Here is a 20,954-nt window from a genome sequence, read left to right as displayed (position 1 = left end):
TTTCATAGCAGTCACTGACTTTAAGTATAGTTCCATTTAGAGTTATTGCATCCTTTAACGCACTAGCTTATAGGTTAAATTTAAACAAAGATACTTCTTGTTGCCTAGTTAATAAATATAATTTTATTTTTACCCTAGGGTACAAAAAATTAATATATAAACCAAATTTTATGTGCCAAAAGTAATGCTATTTAGCAGTGTTGTAGCACCTTTTACTCTTCAAGTGAGAAAGTTAGTCTTTAAAAATGCTTATTAAATGTTGTTTAACATTGCAAACTTTTGTGCTAACATTTACCTACTAATTTTCATTCATAAGATATTAAAGTAGTGAAAGGGTAGATTTCATTTAAACAAAAAGAGCTTACTATTGATTTAAGATGGCTTATAGGGTGATTTAGGTTAATATTACTATTTATAATTGGGGCTAGTGTTGGAAGGTCTTTGTCTGGGGTCCGAAGGCTTGAGGGTAGCACATTAGTAATTTGATTAAGAGATTAAGTTAGATTATATGGGGAAGTAAATTATGCATGAACATGTACAAGAAGCGGAAGAAATACTAGACAAGGAATATAAGGTTTTGTGCAAGGGGTTCTTAAGACTTGTTGACTACATGGGTAGTGATGAGCGAATAGTTAGTGCGGCTAGGGTTTCTTACAGGGATTCTAAGGCAAAGCGGGACAGTGCTGGTCTTATTGATTATCTTATAAGAAATGAGCATACAAGTCCTCTTGAACAGGTGGTGCTTACTTTTCATGTAAAAGCTCCAATATTTGTTGCAAGACAATGGATGAGGCATAGGACAGCAAGGATTAATGAAGTTTCAGGTCGTTATAGTGTAATGAGGGAAGAGTTTTATGTTCCCTCTGGGGGTGACATTAACAAACAGAGTGTTACTAACAAGCAGGGGCGTTCTAATGTAAGAGTTGACGAGAAGACTGCTGAGAATTTGATTAATAATTTAGAAGAACACTATAAGAGGTCTTATAAGGTTTATCATGACATGGTAGAAAGTGATGTTTCAAGAGAGATAGCAAGGATATCCTTGCCTTTAAGCTTGTATACTGAATGGTATTGGCAGATTGATTTGAATAATTTATTTCACTTTGTTAAATTAAGAATGTCGTCTCATGCCCAGAAGGAAATAAGGGAATATGCTATTTTGGTATTAAAGATTGCAGAAAGGGTAGTCCCATTAGCTACTGCTAGCTTTAAGAATCATATTCTGGGGGGTGTTATGCTTTCAAAAGATGAATTGCGCGAGATTAAGAGGGTATTAGATCTTTCTAGGCTACATTTGTCAGAGCTTGAATTGAAGAGACTGAAAGAGAAGCTTGGTTTATGAAAAGAGAGGGTTAGCTATATTTTAGTAGTATATGCTTCAAAGACGGGAAATGTAGGGCGCTTTATTGCAAAAACTGGTTTGCAAGATGTCTTTCAAATAGAGACTGGAGATGAGACTGTGGGGGAGCCTTATGTTTTGCTTACTTATACAGCTCCTTTTGGCAACATACCACCTGAGGTAGAAAAATTTTTGGTTAACAACTGGAAGTTGATGGTAGGAGTTGCTGGGAGCGGTAACAAGAACTGGGGAGATTCTTTTTGTAATGCTGTTAATTTAATAAGACGCAAATATGGTGTGGAAGAGATATTGAAGTTTGAACTTGCAGGAAATGTGCACGATGTTAATAATTTTGTAGAAAGGATTTGCGATGAAACACTTAGAGTTAAATAATGAAATTATGGTTTTAAAAGACGGCTTTTACAGACTAGAGAAAGATCTTGAGGCTTTAAGTGTTTTCCTAGACGAGGTTGGTAGTAAGTCTTTAAGGTTTGGTGATCCAAACGAGAGAATGCACTATCTGATTGACAATAATTATTATGAAGATTTTTATGAAAAATATTCTGAGGAAGAAATACTTGAAATATATGCAGTTGTAAGACTTGAGGGGTTTAGGTTTAAGTCTTACATGAGTGCTTCTAAGTTTTACAAAGATTATGCACTTAAGAACGATGATCGTAGTGTTTATTTGGAAGAGTATGAAGACAGAGTGATTGCAGTTAGCCTCTCTCTTGCTTGCGGAGACTTTAATTATGCTAAAAGCCTTGCTATTGAAATGATTAAGCAGCGTTATCAGCCGGCAACACCTACATTTTTAAATGCGGGGAAGAGGGTCAGAGGGGAGCTTGTTTCTTGTTTTTTGCTAGAAGTAGAGGACTCTCTTAATAGTATTACATTCAATATTTCCTCTGCCATGCAGCTTTCAAAGATTGGAGGTGGAATTGCTTTAAATCTTTCAAATATTAGGGCTGTTGGAGAGGATATAAGAGGCATTCAGAACGTTGCAAAGGGTGTCATACCTGTTATGAAACTTTTAGAAGATGGATTTAATTACGCAGATCAAATGGGACAAAGAAAAGGTGCTGGTGCTGTATACTTAAGTATTTTTCATTACAATATTGAGGAGTTTTTGGATACAAAGAAGATAAATGCCGATGAGAAGAGTCGTATGCAAACGTTATCGCTGGGTGTTATTATTCCAAATAAATTCTTCGATATTGCTCGTGATGGGGGTAATTTTTGTGTATTTGCACCCCATTCGCTTTTTAAAGAAACAGGACGACATTTAAGCGATATTGATTTTGATAAGGAGTATGATTGCTTAGTAAGCAATCCAAATATTGTAAAAAAAGAGATTTCTGCTAGAGATATGCTTGTTCGTATTGCTAGATTACAGTTTGAGTCTGGATATCCTTATATAATGTATTCCACAGCATGTAATTTAAATAACCCACTTAAGGATATTGGTAACATCAAGATGTCTAATCTTTGTACAGAGATTTTTCAGATACAGACTCCCTCACTTATTGCTGATTATGGTGATGGGGATAAGATAGGCTACGATGTTAGTTGTATTCTTGGCTCTTTAAATATTGTAAATGTTGTAAATAGTGATTTTGAGCATACGGTTGATGTTGCAATGAGGGCACTAACGGCTGTTGTTGGTATTGTAGATATTAAAAATGCCCCAAGTGTTAAGAAGGCAAATGAGGATTATCATGCGGTTGGCCTTGGTGTAATGAATTTACATGGGTTTTTAATTAAAAACAAAATTCCTTATGAGAGCCGGGAGGCTTGCGATTTTGTTCGTACCTTTTTTATGATGTTAAATTTTTATTCTTTAAAGAGCAGTATGAACATTGCAAAGGAGAGGGGAGAAACTTTTAAGGATTTTACGAAAAGCGAGTATTACAAGGGAAATTATTTTAATATGTATTTAAGTGAGGATTTCTCACCCAGAACAGAAGCAATAAAGAAGATATTTAATGGTTTAAAAATTCCGGATAAGAATGCTTGGTTATGCCTTAAGGATGAGGTTAGAAAACATGGGCTTTATCACTCTTATAGGCTGGCTGTAGCCCCAACACAGAGCATATCTTACATTCAAAACGCAACAACATCTCTTATGCCCATTGTTGAGCTTGTTGAGGCTAGAGTTTATGGTAATTCAACAACATATTATCCAATGCCTTATTTGAGTAGGGAAAATGCCACCCTTTTTAAGTCAGCTTATCATATGGATATGAGGAAATTAATAGATCTCATTAGCGAGGCCCAGCGGCATGTTGATCAGGGGATTAGTACTCTTCTTTATGTTACAAATGAGGCTAGTACTAGGGATCTTGTCAAGCTTTATATTTATGCTAAAAATAAGGGACTTAAGAGCTTATATTATACAAGGAATAAAAATCTATCAGTAGATGAATGTATTCTTTGCGCAATATAGGGGGTATTTATGAGAGATTATGGTAATCGGGAGGCTATAAATTGGAATAGGCTTAATAATGGATATACAAAGATGTTTTGGGATCAAAACATAAGGCAGTTTTGGGTAGACGAAGAGATTCCAATTTCGGGAGATAAACTTGTTTGGCAAACCCTAGCGCCAGAGGAAAGAGATGTTTATGAGAAGGTATTAGGGGGCCTTACCTTGCTTGATACAGAACAGGGTTCTGTTGGCATGCCAAGAATAGCTCTAGCAATAGATAATCTGGACTATAAACCTGTACTCGGATTTATGGGTGCTATGGAGCACATGCATGCAAAAAGCTATAGTAGCATATTTTCAAGTCTGTCAAACATAGACAGAATAGACAATATATTCAGTTGGGTTAGGAACTATAGAAATTTTCAAGATAAACTAGACTTGATCTTGACCAGATATAACAACATTTACGACAGGATGAGTCTATATAAGGCTTTGTGTACTTCTGTATTTCTTGAAACATTTTTGTTTTATTCAGGCTTTTTTTATCCTTTGTATCTTGCAGGTCAGGGTAAGATGATAAATAGCGGTGAGATTATTAATTTAATATTAAGAGATGAATCTGTGCATGGTGTATTTGTTGGGCTTCTAGCACAGGAAGAGTTTAACAAAATGACTAATCGAGAGCAGGAGCTTGCTCAAAAAGAGGTACTTTCCATACTGGAAAGACTTTATAGCCTAGAGCATGCATACACTAAAGAGCTATATTCTTCTATTGGACTTGAGGGGCCTGTGGATGTTTTTGTGCGCTACAATGCCGATAAGGCTTTAATGAATTTAGGGTTTGATCCTATCTTTAATATTAAAGATGTTGATGTTAATCCTTTAGTCTTAAATGGGTTGCGTACTCACACTAAAACACACGATTTTTTTTCTACCAAGGGCAATGGGTACATTAAGCCCATGAGAGTTGAGGTTTTGCAAGATGACGACTTTGCTTAAAACTTAAATATTTAAAATAACTTCATACCCTGTCTTTATTTATACCCCTATGGGTTGTTTGGGGCTTAAAAGGAACTAAAGCCCCTTTGCCGAGTTTAGTACTAAAAATTTAAAAGACCTCCACTAATTTTGATCTTTTGTCGTTCTTCTTAAGTCGCTTATCGCTAAGTCGTTGCTACTAAGTTGTTTATTGCTAGTTATGAAGTATCCTTAGCGAAGAGGAGGGGTATTGCGATGTATCTAAAATTGACAGGTATTTTGGTATTAATGTTGTTTGTGAGTTGTAAGTGGTGGTATAAGGCTGAGGCTGAGGTCGAGATTAAGGTAAAGGTAGTTAAAGAGGATTCAGTGGTTGTAGCAGAAAAGGCAGCAGAGGAAGTAAGCAAGGCTACAGGAAAGGGAGTAGAGGAAGTTAAAACTTTAAGCAAAGAAGAACTTGACGAGATTGCGAAGAAAGTGGCTGATGATGCTAAAAAGACTGTAGAAGATGCTAGGGGGAATAGGGGAAATGAGAAGAAAACTTCTGAGCTGATTAAGGAAATTAAAGAGTCAGCAGAGAAGTTTGAGTTGGCGTTTAAGACATTGGTAGGTGCAGGTTACACTGGTGATGTTGTAAATCCAGTGGTGGGTAACTTGCAGGATGCATTAAAAAGAGTGTCTTTGGTGGACAAGCTGTCAGGGATAGTTGACAGTAGTGGTTCAAGAGAAGATGCTAAGAAAGCAGTAAGCGCGTTTAATGGTGATGCAGGTTCTTGTATGAATAGTATTACTGAAAGTAGGGGGGGCGGGCGTGCACAAAAGGAAGGAACCAAAGAATGTATGAAAAGTCTTATGGGTAATGTAAGTTCGTCGTTTCATGGAGGTGTTTTTAATGAGCTAAGAGATGCCTTAGACTCAGCTCCTGAAAAGTTTAAAGGAGCTTTAGGGATGTTAAGGAGTGCGGCTTGGGATATAAGCAGTGCATCTTCGTTAGTTGAGAATAAGCTTTCTTCTTAAAGGTCTCTCAACTGTTGACGGGGTTTTGTGTCTTTTCTAAATTGTTTGACATGGAAAGGTTATGCTGTTGATATGGGCTCTTGGGTTTGGGGGGGCTTGAATCTTGTCCCTGGACTTAAACATGAAAATGCGGTATAATCTCCCTTCAATAGAAGTTGGAAGAAGTATGGGTTATTGCTATAGTCGTTGTGTGTTTGGTTTTTTGGGCTTAAGAAGAGCTGTTGTGCTCTTCGCTGTCCTTATGATACTCTCCTGCGATAACTACAATTTTGATGTGGGCTTGAGAAAGGACTTGCTGGATCTGGGTGATAAGAAGGCTAGTAGTGAACTTGCGGAGGATCGTCCAAGGTCTGGTAGGGAAGTAACTTCGGATGCTGGTGCGGCAGTTAAAAAGCCTGGGGTAGCTGGTGTGGGGGGGGATAAGGATGTCCTTGATTTGGATGAGAAGGCTGATATTAAGAAGGAAGTACCCTCGGTAATCGAGGCTATTCCCGTAAAGGGTGACTCTTTGCTTCCAGGAGCTCCTGTGAAGGTCGATTCACCAGTAGCTGAGGCGGGGTCTTTAGATTCTGTAATCGATGCTGATGGGGTTGTATTGCTAGGCGAAGAAGTGCTTGTGGAAGATGATAGTGACTCTTTGGGTGCGGGCAAGGAAGAGAAGCAGGATGAGATCAAGGTTGATTGGCTTAATCGTATGGGTGCTAGCCACAAGGAAACATTGGAATATTTAAAGGGTGTTTTGCAAGACGAGCGCTACAAGGCAAGACTTGGTGGTTCGCATGCGGCTATTTATGAGGAAGATGTTCAAAGGTACGCTTACAGTGAAGAGCTCGTCCTTGGGTTTCTAGCAAGCATAGGAGAGCGGGGCACTCAAGATATGCTTACTCAAATAAAGCATGCAAGAGAAGCTGTTGATAAATACAGTGGAGAGGGAGATAGAGAAGATATTCTTTATGATTTAGAGTCGGATTTATCATACGCATTTTATCAAACTAAAATTTATGACAGAAAACCTAACAATGAAGTTTTGGACAAGATTAAGGCTTGTTCTGAGTCTTTTATTAAAAACATCAATAATGAGCTTGTCTTGATGAATAAGGGAGGATTACTTGATTCAGATGAGAGTACTTGGAGTGAAAAACTTAAAGAGCATCTAAGTGAGGATGAGATGCATACGTTAAGGATATGTGAACTTCTTTTAAGAGACAAAGATATATCTTTACAGAGCGTTGGTGATAGATTTATCTTGTTGAGTAAGGATAAGTTGCACAAGACGGTAAAGAAGTTGAAGCAGCTAATATCGAGTGCATTGGTTAAAGGGATTGGTGGCGCTACTTCTGAAAAGATAACAAAGGAAAAGATTGCACAGCAATTGGAATCTTTAAGCGAGGACGATAAGATGAAGTTGGATGCTTTGTGCGACAGATTGCATCATGTATTTCAGCATTTAACAAGTTCGAAGCTCTCTTTAAAGAAGATGTATGAGACTCTTCAAGAGTTGATGAATCAAGCAATAAAAGAACTTAAAGATAACGATTTTAGAATAAAATACGCACAGAGTGCTCCTTAAATTAACGAAACATACTGCGAATAAATATCTAAATTTACGCAATTAATACGCTGGACGTGGGGTTTTACCAATCCAGAGAAGACTTTGCTTAAGTAAAGACTGCAAAAGCACATCCTAGAAGTCCTTAAAGATTCTTATTTTACAATTAAAACCCACAGGTCTTTGTACAAAAATTCTTAAGGAAATGTGTATTATATATTGAAATATAATGAGTATTATATTATAATGTTACGAACATATTTGGTGTACCATGAACTACGCATTATAATATGCGAAATTAGGAGAGAAGAATGAATAAAATTAGTATGTGTGTTTTAATTTTAATGTCGATATTTGTTATGTCATGTGAATTTTGGGGAGGCTTTGGTGCAAAGAAAGCTAAAGGAGATGCTGAGGCGAATGTTGATGTGGGTAGAGTTGACTTTGCTGGAGGCGTGAAGCTTTTAGATAGTAATGCGGGCGCAGAAGTGTCTGGGGGTGTTAATCCTTTGGATAATGCGGGTGCGGAGTTGGCTGGAGGTGTTAATCCTGTGGGCGGTAACGCAGATGGAGGAAACAACCTCGGAAATGGTGGCATGATTGGTAATCAAGCTGGTGGTAAGGGAGCTGTGGTAGAAAACCTTAATACCAAGCTAACTGAAGATGATATGGGGAAGCTTAAGGATTTTATTAAAAATACTAAAACATATCCTGGGGATTTATCATACACTATTAGTAATGCGTATGCTGTGCCTTATGGTAAGATTGGGACTTATTCTGGTTGTTCAGATTATCGTTCTAGTTGTTTTACTAAGGGGCCTTCCGATGAGCGTAAAGAAGGGCTTACTAAGCTAGTTGATAATAAGTTTGAAGAGAAGTTTAAGAATCTTGCAAATATGCTAAGGGACGCAAATGGTTATGAGCCTAAAGATTTGACTAAAGCAATTGCTAAGTATGAAGAGGTTTTAAAAGAAGCTCAAGATGCTAATACTAAAATAGAGAAACAAGATGACTATTTTGATTTTAATAAGGCAGATGGTGAGACAAGAAGTAGAAACATAGGATACCTCAGAAAGGTAAGTGCTACTGAAGAGGCTACTCTTGATGCCATGAGGCAAGCTAGCTTGGACTATGCTAATGCATTTGCTCATTCGGTTGCTGGCGTGTCTTCTAATCAATTTAAGGAAGCTGTTAAAGAATTTACTGAAGCTGCAAGGGAATATGCTGGTGTGGCTAAAGATGCTCGATTTACCATTATTACTGAAGTTATTTCTGTTATGGTTAATGATAAAAATCTTAATTCTCAAAAGAGTTATGCCGAGTATGGACCGGGGGGAAAGGAATTTGTTGCTGCTATTGAGAAGCTAGAGAGTGCTTATAAGGCATCCAGGCCAGATGCTGTACCAAATGTTAAAAAGTAATACTTAAATAAAATTTAGTAAGTAGAGGGATAAGAGTCTTTAGGGATTTCTTGTTCCTTGCCTTTTATTAACAGACGGCTGTTATCCATGTTTTTCCAAATTTTCAGTAAATGATTATTGTATTGTTAGTATTCTGTGCGCATTTGATGTATATATGATACGCAAGGAGAGGATATGAATAGGAGTGGTGTCTGTACTTTGGTGCTTTTGATGTCAGTGTTTGTTGTGTCTTGTGAATTTTGGAAAGGTAGGGATGCAAGTCAAGCTGATGTGTCTTTAAATAAGACTAGTACTAGGGGTGGAAGCGTTGTGGGTGGTGGTGCAGTCGATGAAGGCGGTAAAACTGAAACTGTTGGTGATGATGCTGGCGAAGTGAAACCGATTACTAGATTAACTGTAGAAGACTCTAAAAGAGTTAAGGATTTTATTGAAAAGACCGAGCCGTACGTATTGGATTTATCGGTGGTTATTCATAACAAGTATCTAAAGTTTTCTGGATCTATTATGAATTATGCTAATTGTTTAGATTATGATGCTGCATGTTTCGGCACGGTTCCTTCCGATGCTCGTAGTAAGGTGCTTGAGGAGTTAGAGAAGAGTGATCTTAAAAAAGATTTTCAAAAGCTTTCAAGTTTGTTAAAGCAAGCAAGTGGTCATGATTCTGGAAGTTTAAACGGTGCGATTTCCGAGTATGAAAGGGTTTTAAAAGCAGCTAAAGAAGCTGATGCTCGAATAGAAAAGCATGATCTTTCATTGGCTAAAAAAGTGAGTGATGAGAGGAAGACTAGAAATTTGGAGCATTTAAGAAAGGTTAGGGCTGTTGAGGGTGCTATCCTTAAGACCATGGAGATGGCTTGTTTGGCCTACGCTGATGCATTTACTTCTCTGGTCTCTGGTATGTCTTCTAGTCAATTTAAGGAAGCCGTTGGTGAGTTTGCCAGAGCCGCTAGGAAGTATGCTGGTGCAAATGAAGGTGATGAATTTACCATTATTATTTATGCTATTGATATTATAGTTTCTAAGGAAGACCTTGAGAGATTGAAAAGCTTTGTTAAGACGGGAAAAGAGGGCGCAGAATTTATTGCAGCTATTGATAAATTAGAGAGTGTTTACAGGGAGGCTGTGCCCGTTGAAGAAGAAGATAAGGAAGATGATGATAATGAATAATTAGAGTAAAATAATATAAGTAATTTTAATTATAGAGGAATAAGGGCTTTCTAGGAAATTCTTATTCCTTTTAACTTTTGTTAGTACATAACCTGACTCCATGTTCAGGTGTCTGCTTCGTTGTCTAGCTAGTTTGCCTAGACAGCTTAAAGAGTTTTCTGCTTTGTGTTATATAGCCTTGCAACGTGTAGAACAGCAAAGAAATAAGAGTCATAATGATTTCTATTTCTTTGCTATAAACGCAGTCTATCTCTTGTTTATACTGTTTCATTTTGTAAATGGTATAATTTAATAGTTTTAAGTATTAAATTATACCAGGTTAATAATTAACATGTTATTATAATAACACAATGTATGTTAATATTAGTTATGTTTTAATTTTGGTACTATAATGTACTTAATACATTTGACAAATTGATAAGTAAATTGAGGAGAAGATATGAGTAAAGGTAATATTTTTGTTTTAATGTTTTTGCTTTCGACTTTTATTGTATCATGCAAGTTTTGGGGGGAAATTGACAGAAAGCGAGGAAGAGCGGGTTTAAATATCAACGGATTTAGTAACGTAGAAGATAAAGATAAGTTATTGAAAGATGGTTTTGAATTCCAGGTTGGTGATGTTGAAACTAATGATAAAGACAAACTAGCTCAAGGCGAGGTTCAAGGTATTCAGAGCAGTGACGTAGCAGATTCAAGTAGCAATACCAAAACAGGCATTGTAGATGATAAAGATAAGCTGGCTCAGGGTGATGTTGAAACTAATGATAAAGATAAACTGGCTCTAGGCGATGCTCAGGATGGTAACGCTAGTGCTGGAAGCACAGGTAGTGGTCAAGAATCCCAAAGTTCCCAAAGTAGTGTAGCTTCAAATAGTAGTACTGGACTTGGTGCTGTAGGTGGCAATGATAAATTATTGCAAGGCAGTAATTCTGGAACAGGAGTTTCAGGAGGTGCAGACAAACTAGTTCAAGGCAGTGATCAGGGATCTCAAAAAAACATTGACAGCACAGGTGGTGGCCAAGGGCTCCAAAGTAGTAGTGTGGCTTCAAGTGGCAATGCTAGAAATGGCAGCACAGGTAATGAAGACAAGACAGCACAAGGCGATGTTAAAGATTCCCAAAGCAGTGTTATAACTGACAGAGTGGGTGTTGTTAAAGGGAATCAAGGCATTAGTGTAGCTTCAAGTAGCAATAGTGGAGCAGACAGTGTAGTTGGTAAAGATAAACTAGCTCAAGGTGGTGGTGCTAATTCGGGAGGAGCAGGTAGTAGTGTTAGAGATGTACAAGTTAGTAATGTAACTTCAAGTAGCAACACTGGAGCAGGCAGTGCATCTAGTAAAGATAAACTAGCTCAAGAGACTCAAAATGGTAGTAGCTCAGTTACAAATGGGGTAGCTAGCGAGAGTAGAGTGCCTCAACGTAGAATGCAGCATAGTGATGAAATGAGGCATAATGCGAACAGGGAAAAGGAACATAGACATCCTGACCTTGGTGTTGTTAATAAGAGTTTGGATAGGGGATTAACACAAGAGGATGTTAAGAGTAAATTTAATATTTTAGTTAGTCAGGTTGAAGAATATGAGAATATGTTAAGGCATGTTTATAATGACTACATTGGAGCTTCTAATATAATTAGAACTTATTCTAAAGATAATAATGGTAGTTATACTAGCGAGATAAGAAGGGGACTTGATAAATTGAATGATAGGGGTTTGTATGATTCCTTGAAGCGATTAGGAAACATCATAAAGGATCATAAGCATCAGGGTTTAACTATTGCTATTAGTAGACTTAGTGAAGCTGTGGGGGCCGCTTTAGCGTCTGAGAGAGCTTCTCATGCCATAGAGGCTTCCAATGCTTATATTAGTGCCATAAATAGTGCTATTGTGGCTTATGTTGAATCCTTTGCTGCTGTAGCTTCTACGCTATCTTCTGGGCAGTTTGCCCAAGCAGCTCAAAAATTTGCTGAGGTTGCAAGGGCTTGTGCTGCGATTAATAAAACAGACATTAGTACCATTGCTTGGGCTGTTAGTGGTGTATTTCTTAAAAATAAGGGGAATTTAGATCAAGCCAAAAGGATAGCCAGCAGGTTGTATGGCAGGAAGGGCGGAGAGCTGTCTAGGGCTATTGATGAGTTGGATGCTGCATACAAAGGTTTAAAATAATAAGAAATCAATTGGGTACAAGGCATAAGAGAGTCTACGCTTCTTATGGCCTTGTAATACCTTGTTACAAGATATATTCTAACAATCTATTAGGTCTTCAATGATAGTATCTTTTTTATTTCCCGTGGTCTTTTTCACAGTGATACACCTTTGTTTACTCATATGCTTTTCCATGTTGTCTACCTTTGTAAGCAAAGAGCTCTGTTGAGCATAAATAGACTCAAGCCCCTTTACAATAGTGCCGTTCATGTTCATAGTATCCATGATATAATTCATAATGTCGGCATTAACATTACGAAACATCAATTCTTCTAAAACATCGTCGCTTGAAAACTTCTTCATAAACAAAAACACAACACGGACTAGTCTTTTACACTAAATTTAAAGCATTTGTTATTAAATGTAAAGAAATTGAATAACAAATGCTTTTTTTGTGTATAATGGGCTTATTTTAGCTATTGTATCTACCAAACTACTCTCTCCTGGGAGCAGTAGCTTGGCTTGATGTTGATTTTAGGGGTAGAAAAATAATTTTATGATGAAAATGGAGGCTAGTAAGATCGTTAAGAAGGATATTTTAGGCACCTCCCCTGATATTAAGCCATATATTATGCTTATTACCACATAAGATGCTATTCCAATGCTAAGTCCAGAACCTATGCTATAACTTAATGGAATCAAGAGTATTGTTAAAAAGCTAGGAATAGTTTCCACTGTATTTGATAGGTCAATATTTTTAATTCCTTTAAACATTAAAAATCCCACATAAATTAGGGCAGGGGCTGTTGCACTTGCTGGGATGGCAACAAATAAAGGAGCAAAGAGAATTGATACTAGAAAAAGTACGCCTGTTACAACAGATGTAAATCCCGTTTTCCCGCCCTCAGCAATGCCAGTAGAACTTTCAACATAAGTCGTAACGGTAGATACACCCAGAACAGCTCCGGCTGTAGTAGCAATAGCATCAACTAATAGTATCTTTCCTGCATTAGGAATGTTACCTTTCTCATCTAGCATGTTTCCTTCCCTAGCTACTCCTATCATGGTGCCAACAGTATCAAATAGATCATTAAACAACAAAACTAGTACTATAAAAATAAAGCTCCATATCTTATCTCCCGTCATGTAAGAAAAATCTAACTTATTAAATATGGGGCTAATAGATTCATATCTTAAAACACCATCTGGTAGGTTTATTCCAGAAGCTGAGGCAGCTTCTGCGTAAAGGAGGCCATAAATCCAAGTTATTGATGTCGTTATGATAATTGACCATAAGATATTTCCTCTTATCTTTTTGTATTCTAGAAAGATTATTAAAAATAGTCCCGTGAATGTAATACAAACGTTTATGTTATTAAATGGCCCAAGGCCAACTAGTGTTACGTCATCTTTAATAATAATTCCGCTATTTGTAAGTCCAATAAAAGTTATAAATAGTCCCGTACCCACCGATATGGCATATTTTAAATTCATAGGGATTAAATTTATGATACTCTCTTTTATTTTCGTTAGAGATAGAAAAATAAAAATAATACCTTCAACAAAGACAGCAGAAAGTGCCACTTGCCAAGGAATATTCATCCCTATTACTACAGAGAATGCAAAAAAAGCGTTAAGACCCATCCCGCAAGAGAGGGCTAGGGGTGTATTTGTATAGAGTCCCATAAGGATTGTGGAGAATGCAGATACAAGACAAGTTGCAGTGACTAAAGCTCCTATGGGCATGCCCGTATTCGCAAGGATAGACGGATTTACGGCTATTATGTATGCCATACTTAAAAAAGTAGTAATACCAGCATATATTTCCTGTTTATAATTGATAGTATTATTTTTGAATTGAAAAAGTAACGTTTCTCTTACAGCAAACACCCTCTCCTCCTTTAACCTCAAATAAACTGTGTTTTAATTTTCTAAACAAGCCACCAATAAGCTAACTTATTATTAAAGACAAATAGTACAAAGCCATAATGCAATTTTAACCAAACTTATCTCCACAAGCAATACATCTGGATAAATTTGACACCTTTGCCATTTTTCTACACTAATACACTAGAGAAGTTGTTTAATGTTATTAAATAATATTAAACAACTTCTCTAGTAGAAAACTCATAGCTCTAGAGTGGTATTGTGTTTAAAAATTTTTAGCTACCTTGAAAGATTTTTGGTTAATTTTTAAATTAAGCTAATAATCGAGTTATTTATATTTAAGATAAGCAATTAAGATGTATAAAATGTAGTAAAGAATTTGTGTAACTTAAGGCAGTCTATGCTTTTAAAGCATTTTGCATTCCCAGTCTAACTGTATTATAATAGTTGTTACAGGTTGAGTTTATCGTTTTAATTTGAGGTGTTAGGACTTCATAGCAGGAGACATTTTGAAGGGTGAGATTGTGGATAAGGATTGTGAGCCGTCTGGTGTTCGAAGTGCTTTATTTGATTGTATCAATATTAGTGAGGTTTATATGGACATATATGATGTGCAGAGGGAGTGCCTTAGGGAGTTGTTGGGGGATGGAGATTTACAGAGGGAGAATACTATTTCTCAGATGAGTAGTTTGGATTTGGATATGTTTGGGGGTATCTCAGAAATTGAAGATGAGAGGGGTGTTTTAAGAATTATCCGTAATGAAGATCAGACCATAAACATATGTTTTAAAGGCAAGATTGAGGAATAGGGAGTGTGCTTTAGGGGTGTGTTTGATTGCTTTTGTGGTTAGTGCGGACTCTTACGTTGTCGATTTGGGCGGGACTTTAAATAGTGCTGCTACTTACTTGTATTCCATTAATTTAAGTTTTATGCCCTTAATTAGGCTTTCTCTAGCCAATACTCCTAGATTTAATTCAAAGTATTCTTTTTCGGCTGACTTGATTGCTATCAAGTTGTGATAAATTTCACTGCTCGACTTGTGTTTGTCCTTAGTAATTGTCTCAAATTGAGTTACGGCTTTTAAATAATTTGATTTATTCTTTTCAAATTTTTTCTTTGACCAAGATTCATGTGATTTCTCCAGCTCATTCCAAGCAGTTTCTAATGCAATAAAAGTCATGTCTTTTTTGTATTGCAATGACTGCCATGTACTAAAATTAACTGCATTAGCTTTGTAAGCCTTATTCAATTTATCTTCGCATAACATAAATTGTGAATTTATGTTATTTAAATCCATAACCAATTGGTCTAATTCTTTTCTAAGATTGTCCTTTGCCTCATTATCCTCAATGCGAGTGTCATTGTAACTATTCATTGTATTCCAAGACGAAGTAGCATTTAAAAAATTTTCATCATAAATATTCTTTGTGTCAAACAATTGATAAAGGGAAGATAACAATTTTTCCCTTAATTGCTCTTTATTAAGCTTATAAGTTTGACAAAGCTTTTTAAGATCGATCATATTCTTATGATCTAAATTTTTTTTCTCCTCGGCTTGATGAAAGGCAGCATGCTCTTCATCAAGCTTGTGCTTATACTGCTCTTCAAGCTTTTCCATTAAAGAAAGTTTAATGCTGTTAAGAGATAATAAAGATTGCTCGTAAGTATGGGTTGCTTGATTAATAGCGTCAATAGAGTTGTAGTATTCATCAACGCTTTTAAAGTATTCATCAAGCATAGAATATACGTACTTATCAATAAGATAAAGAACACCATCATGGGTGCTCTTTAGCGAGACTATCTTATCATATTCTGCATGACTGTATGTAATTAAATCTTTTGTAGTTACTAAAGAATTTAACTTAAAAACTAAACATAAAAGTATTAAGATTTGGATCTTTTTCATAAAAATTCTCTGTTACCTATGTTTTATATATTAGAATTTATTTTGTAATGTTACAATAGTGGTAGCATTACAAAATAAAAATCAATAAGGCAAGGATATGAAAATATATTTAGTATTAGCTGTTTTTATTTCTATTTTTTCTTGTAAGAAGCCTGATATTAAAGAAGAAGAACAGGCTAGTGATTCTAATTATTTTTCTGATAGCGAAGAGCTATATGAAGCTAAGTATCATAAACTTAAATATGAATTATATAAGCAAATACAGGAAATTAGACATGATAAATCTATTAAGGCTGTGATTGAATCTCTTGTCTTAAAGCAATCAGATTCGCTTCTTGGCCAAGTTAAGGGGTTTGCAGAGAAGTTTTCAGAAGAAGAATTTGGATTAAGCGATGAAATTATTGTGTATGGATTATATGTTCAAAAAGTTCCTACTATTAGGGAGGAATTAAACATTTTACCCTCAAATGCTCCTCAAAAGCAGATAACAACAGACTATCTTGAGCGTAATTTGAAAGATAGTAGGATATTGGAACCCTTGATTATGTTAAATTCAAAACTTAATAGTAAGGATAAGTTTGAAATTGATAAGATGCATCCTTCTAAAAGCAAGTTTTCTAAATTTATCAATGAGAACGATATTTATCCTATTATGTACAATCTTTATCTCTCAAATAACCAACCTGTTATTTATATTGTAGGCAATAGGATATATAAGAATCAAAATCAAGATAAAGCTATTTTTTACAAAAGAGTATTAAAGCTTGTTCTTGACAAGTTTCATAGTAACTGGGTTTTGTCCCCTAGGGGTACAGAGAATTGGGAAATAAGTCATGAGCATTTAAATCCACAAACGTCAATTGATAACATATACGAGGCAAAATCTTATTATTTAGAAAATAAAATATACGATGAAATGGATAAGATATACGATGAAAGTCCTTTCCATAAGGAATTGGTTAATAATGTTCTTGATAAGAATATAGATTTATTTGTAAACAAAGTTGACGAATATTTGAAAGAATTTAAAGAAAATGAAGGGGAGATTAGAGAACTTAAGATTATTGCCAAGCATGAACAAATCATACCTTATGAAAAATTTGTTAATAGGGATTATATTAGCATTTATGCTGCTATTTATAACCTATACTTAAGTAAGTTTAATCCCAAAATATGTATTGTGGGTAAAAAGTCTTACCCACACCAAAATAAAGACTATGCTATAACTTACAATAACGTATTAGTATTAGATGTTAGAAAGTTTGATAGCAAGCCAATTGATTATTTTCAATTTGAAATTAAGAAGTATAGATTAGATCAGGTTCTTGAGGAACAGACTTCTTTAACAACAGATCTTATTAAGAGTTGTAATTTTTGTAAACTAACCCCCACTAGTAAGGATGAACTTGATCTAAGGGAATATATTTTAAAGCGAGATGTTTATAATCAAATACAGAGAGCTAAGGAGGATCAAGACCTTATTAATTCTCTTGTCTTAAAGCAGGCAGATTCGCTTTTCAGGCAAATTGTAAGTATTATAAAGAAAACATTTAATGATGTAGAAATGGATAGAAATATCTATTTTAGAGGGGTGTATCCTCAAACGGTGCTTGTTGATGAGCTTAAGGAAAGACTGAAAAACACTAAAATATTGCAGAACCCAAGAATAAGTTCAGTTATGGAGTTTGAGTCAAGACCAGAGCAATATAATTACATTTATCCGTTAATTTATAACATGTATTTATATGAAAATAACCCCGTTATTATGCTTTATTCTAAAAATTACTTCCGTTATGAACTTACAGGTCCCTGGATTGCTTGTGAGTTGTTAATAGACAAATCTAGCGACAAGTGGAAAGTTAAGTCCCGGAGGGATACGAGTGAGAGAAAATAAACAAAAAGTCATGTGAAACAACATTTCCCAAGACTTTTTGTAAATGGTTAAAGGTTAAAGATAGATTACAGTTTACCACAAAGTATAAAAAAAACAATAAACATATCTAGAATTTTTGAAAAGTATACAAAAGGGAAGCATAAAAGGGAGATAATTGTATTAATTCTTATTTGATATATATTATAATAATGTACACGAAATAAAGAGAGGAAAATAATTTAGGTTTGAGGTGATAAAAGATGAAACGAGTAGATAAGAGAACCTTCCCTATGGCATTGGTTTGTGATAATTACGTAAAAAAGGGGGGTATTTTTTTTGGAGATGCAGAATATGAAGCAAATTATAAAGCTAGGGTTAATGGGTACGTTATTGACTTCTTTAGGATACCTAGAAGCTTAAAGAATAAATATGAAGTTAATATTAAGTCTTTAAGCGATCCAGAACTCCCGTTTGGAAATATAGCAATGAATTGCATAAATACTTTTAAGCTCATAGTAGACATTGTAAATATGCAAACAGGTAATAATTATGATTATGATAAATTTATAACAGATACAGAAACTGAGAAGATGCTTTATTATGGTGCAAAGGTAGTATCAGCACTTTCAAGACACTTTGACGAGATTAGCGGAAATAACCATAATGAGGGATATTATGAATGGGAGAAAGGTTGGATAGAGAGGAAGTGGATTGATTATGAGCCTAGCGATATAGAGATTAAAGAAATGCAGGAATCAAATAGGAAACTTGATCCGGAAATGAGCATAGGAGCAAAGGGTAAGTTGAGGAAATCTGGAATGAGTAAAGCTGAATTGAATCTCTTAAGAGCAATAGAGAAAGCGGGTAATTAAAGTTTATAAAATAAAATCTTTAAAAATATTTACAAAATTAAAAAAATAAAATAACATTATAGGTAGGATAGAAATCATTCTATCGAGAGTCCCCAACACTCCTATTAATCCTCTCCAAAACAAGATATAGGGGTAGGGACTTTTTTTTATAACCTCTATTTAAGAAGGTATATCAAATAAAGAATAATACAATAACCTTGGCTTAATGTAAGTCCCTCGCAAGATCGTACCAAAGATTAGAATAACGACTTTTGTTAAGTATGCTGGATAACCTGTCTACTTCGTACTTACTGAAGTAAATGCTAGGAAAATCATAGACGTTAGAATCTAGGTATAAAACACCACCAAAGTAATAAAGGTTAGCATATGATATGATGCCTGTAGGTGTAGTTAGTTGGACTTGAGTAACTAACTTTTTGATTCCAAATATAAATTCAATTTCAGAAATAGTGGAGCGTAGAGATGTAATAGAAGACGCTGGAAGAGAAAAAGTATGTCCTGAGTCTAGTAAAAATAAAAGCCTTGTGTCGCCTCTTAAATGGATCTTCTTAATGCCATCTTTGGAACTTACTAGGTGAGTGAAATTTCTAGGAGCTACAAATTGAAGAGTATAGGGAATTCCGTGTCTTTTATAAAAGGGAAACCTATTGTTGAAATTGAACTCCTTAAGCATAACCGTTCCCTTTCCCAATGTTATGATTTCAGTTAGACTTATATCATTGAAATTGGGCGTAGAGTACCTTGTAACTTTTCCTGGTACGTAACAAGAATTGAAGAAAATCAGAAAGAAAAGAACGCATAAAACCACAAGCAAAGGACGAAAATGACTCACTAAGTGCTCCTAAAGATATAAATATTTATAGGCTCTCTCATAGCCTGCGATTTTATTGTAACATATTTAACTATTTCTGTTTACATAACCTATGCTAGATAGAAATAATGTAGAATTGTTTACATATCATCTAAGAATAGAAAGAACAGAACAGTAAAATAATTTAGAAAAACTGGAAATAATTGAATTATTGAACTAATAATTTAGATATTAAATATTCTCCTTTTTTAAAATTAAAAGAATTTATTATCAATATTTACTTCATACCATACATTCTTTTAAATAATCCCCTTCCCCAAGGGGTTTCTTTTTTGAAGGTGTGTATGCATATAGTTTTAAAGTAAGTGGCGTTGGGTTTGACTTTAAAGAAGATTGGTTAAAAGCATGAGATTAATTTAGTTAATTGAAAAAAACTTATTGCAATATGATGCTATCTGTTAGGTGAATTTTAGGTTTAACCTAGTGTTTAATGCAGGGGCTCTTTTGTGTTTGGAGAGTTTTTATCTGGTTAGTATTTAATTTAAAATATCCTCCCTATAATGGATTAAAAAAGTATTTTCACACGGCGGAATTCTATTTTATGTTAGAACAACGTGTAACAAAAAATAGCTTCTTTTGCTTGTAATTTGGGTTTTTTTGTGTAAAGAATGAAGTAGTGCCTCCACTTTTCTGTGAAGAATTTGGGCTTTTTGGCTCGGAAATTACATGGCTAAACAGCTTTAAATGATATCAAGGTTTGGCATTACCGAACGAGGATATATAAACTAAAAGTATGAAACGGGAATCCTTGCTTTTGTTTGTATTTTTGTTGCATCCTTAGTTAGCAATCATTTTTACCTTTAAATTAAATTCACTCCAAAATTTTTGAATTTCACTTTTGCTGAATTTCACAATCGCATAGCTGCTGGCTGTATACACTTTAAACTCGGCCATTTCATCGTATTGATTTTTCATTTTAATAAATTTCATAAACTCTTCTTCTGGAATTACAAACTTGGAAATTGCTGTCACAATATCCCTTCTTTCTATAACGGTAGTTGACTCATATGGAAAATAAGGATTGTAAGATTCATCATATTTCGTGATATTTTTCGTATCTTCAGATATTAATTTTCCCACAGCTTCAAAGTGCATATCTGTGATTACCTTGTCTACTTGAGCTTTTCTTGGGCTCCTGGCTTGAGATTTAACTAAAATTGAGTATTCTTTTTCCTTTTTAGGTTTGTTGTATCTTATTGAGATCAAAGATTTAATCACTCCACTTGTGGAATATTTTGTCTCTAGGTAATACTTAGAGTACAACACTTGAGCAAATCTATCATATTCTATTTGATAAGTCCTGCAAGACCCAAAAATAAGAACAAGAAGCGGGAAAACACTACTGATATTTCTGATTTTATTCAAGATAATCTTGCATTCCGACCCAAAACCACAAATCCCGTTCATACCCAACATCCCTCACCGTATCATTATACAATAAAAAAGCTACTATATCAATTATGATTTGGTTTATAAAATTTAAGCGTTAAAGTAATATTTGG

Annotated in this window: 17 protein-coding genes; 12 read left to right on the top strand and 5 right to left on the bottom strand. The window is 35.1% G+C overall.

Annotated features, from left to right (window positions below; all coding sequences use genetic code 11):
• Positions 1-520 precede the first annotated feature (520 nt).
• From thyX to LSO06_RS05400, 9 genes are all read left to right on the top strand, one after another.
• Positions 521-1,342: an FAD-dependent thymidylate synthase gene (gene thyX / locus LSO06_RS05440; RefSeq protein ID WP_370639808.1), complete on the top strand. Its 822-nt coding sequence runs from the start codon at positions 521-523 to the stop codon at positions 1,340-1,342.
• 18 nt (positions 1,343-1,360) lie between these two features.
• Positions 1,361-1,732: a class Ib ribonucleoside-diphosphate reductase assembly flavoprotein NrdI gene (gene nrdI / locus LSO06_RS05435; RefSeq protein ID WP_370639807.1), complete on the top strand. Its 372-nt coding sequence runs from the start codon at positions 1,361-1,363 to the stop codon at positions 1,730-1,732.
• Entirely contained in the window at positions 1,710-3,785 is a 2,076-nt protein-coding gene (nrdE, locus tag LSO06_RS05430; RefSeq protein WP_231761090.1) for a class 1b ribonucleoside-diphosphate reductase subunit alpha, read from the top strand. The genes nrdI and nrdE overlap by 23 nt, the downstream gene beginning before the upstream one ends.
• 9 nt (positions 3,786-3,794) lie before the next feature.
• Positions 3,795-4,766 (top strand): class 1b ribonucleoside-diphosphate reductase subunit beta, encoded by a 972-nt coding sequence (gene nrdF, locus LSO06_RS05425; RefSeq protein ID WP_231761089.1) that lies wholly within the window; start codon positions 3,795-3,797, stop codon positions 4,764-4,766.
• Between the two features lie 234 nt (positions 4,767-5,000).
• Positions 5,001-5,762 (top strand): hypothetical protein, encoded by a 762-nt coding sequence (locus LSO06_RS05420; RefSeq protein ID WP_231761088.1) that lies wholly within the window; start codon positions 5,001-5,003, stop codon positions 5,760-5,762.
• Positions 5,763-5,889: 127 nt separating this feature from the next.
• The gene (locus LSO06_RS05415; RefSeq protein WP_231761087.1) at positions 5,890-7,332 is read left to right on the top strand and encodes a hypothetical protein; all 1,443 of its coding nucleotides are present in this window, start codon (positions 5,890-5,892) and stop codon (positions 7,330-7,332) included.
• 290 nt (positions 7,333-7,622) lie between these two features.
• Entirely contained in the window at positions 7,623-8,732 is a 1,110-nt protein-coding gene (locus LSO06_RS05410) for a hypothetical protein (protein ID WP_231761086.1), read from the top strand.
• Between the two features lie 174 nt (positions 8,733-8,906).
• Entirely contained in the window at positions 8,907-9,899 is a 993-nt protein-coding gene (locus tag LSO06_RS05405) for a hypothetical protein (protein ID WP_231761085.1), read from the top strand.
• Between the two features lie 439 nt (positions 9,900-10,338).
• Entirely contained in the window at positions 10,339-12,063 is a 1,725-nt protein-coding gene (locus LSO06_RS05400; RefSeq protein ID WP_231761084.1) for a hypothetical protein, read from the top strand.
• 78 nt (positions 12,064-12,141) lie between these two features.
• Here the strand turns inward: LSO06_RS05400 and LSO06_RS05395 are convergent, their stop codons facing one another.
• Positions 12,142-12,405, bottom strand: coding sequence for a hypothetical protein (locus LSO06_RS05395; protein ID WP_231761083.1), 264 nt, complete (start codon positions 12,403-12,405; stop codon positions 12,142-12,144).
• 171 nt (positions 12,406-12,576) lie between these two features.
• The gene (locus LSO06_RS05390; RefSeq protein ID WP_231761082.1) at positions 12,577-13,932 is read right to left on the bottom strand and encodes an NCS2 family permease; all 1,356 of its coding nucleotides are present in this window, start codon (positions 13,930-13,932) and stop codon (positions 12,577-12,579) included.
• A 506-nt stretch (positions 13,933-14,438) separates the two neighbouring features.
• Here LSO06_RS05390 and LSO06_RS05385 point away from each other — a divergent pair.
• Positions 14,439-14,738, top strand: a complete 300-nt coding sequence (locus tag LSO06_RS05385; RefSeq protein ID WP_231761081.1) for a hypothetical protein — start codon at positions 14,439-14,441, stop codon at positions 14,736-14,738.
• Positions 14,739-14,831: 93 nt separating this feature from the next.
• Here the strand turns inward: LSO06_RS05385 and LSO06_RS05380 are convergent, their stop codons facing one another.
• Positions 14,832-15,836: a hypothetical protein gene (locus tag LSO06_RS05380; protein WP_231761080.1), complete on the bottom strand. Its 1,005-nt coding sequence runs from the start codon at positions 15,834-15,836 to the stop codon at positions 14,832-14,834.
• Between the two features lie 97 nt (positions 15,837-15,933).
• Between LSO06_RS05380 and LSO06_RS05375 the strand changes: the two genes are divergently transcribed.
• Positions 15,934-17,730 (top strand): hypothetical protein, encoded by a 1,797-nt coding sequence (locus LSO06_RS05375; protein ID WP_231761079.1) that lies wholly within the window; start codon positions 15,934-15,936, stop codon positions 17,728-17,730.
• Positions 17,731-17,969: 239 nt separating this feature from the next.
• Positions 17,970-18,581, top strand: coding sequence for a hypothetical protein (locus LSO06_RS05370; protein ID WP_231760060.1), 612 nt, complete (start codon positions 17,970-17,972; stop codon positions 18,579-18,581).
• A 202-nt stretch (positions 18,582-18,783) separates the two neighbouring features.
• On the opposite strand, the gene LSO06_RS05365 is transcribed toward LSO06_RS05370, so the two are convergent.
• Together LSO06_RS05365 and LSO06_RS05360 are read right to left on the bottom strand one after the other, a co-directional pair.
• Positions 18,784-19,254, bottom strand: a complete 471-nt coding sequence (locus tag LSO06_RS05365) for a hypothetical protein (protein ID WP_231760059.1) — start codon at positions 19,252-19,254, stop codon at positions 18,784-18,786.
• A gap of 975 nt (positions 19,255-20,229) precedes the next feature.
• A complete protein-coding gene (locus LSO06_RS05360; protein WP_231761078.1) occupies positions 20,230-20,859 on the bottom strand; it encodes a hypothetical protein in 630 nt (209 codons plus the stop codon).
• Positions 20,860-20,954 lie beyond the last annotated feature (95 nt).

Origin of the sequence: Borrelia sp. RT5S (genome assembly GCF_021165755.1) — a bacterium.
GTDB lineage: Bacteria > Spirochaetota > Spirochaetia > Borreliales > Borreliaceae > Borrelia.
Note: the sequence above shows the minus strand (reverse complement) of the source record. Positions and strands in the feature narration are given on the sequence as shown.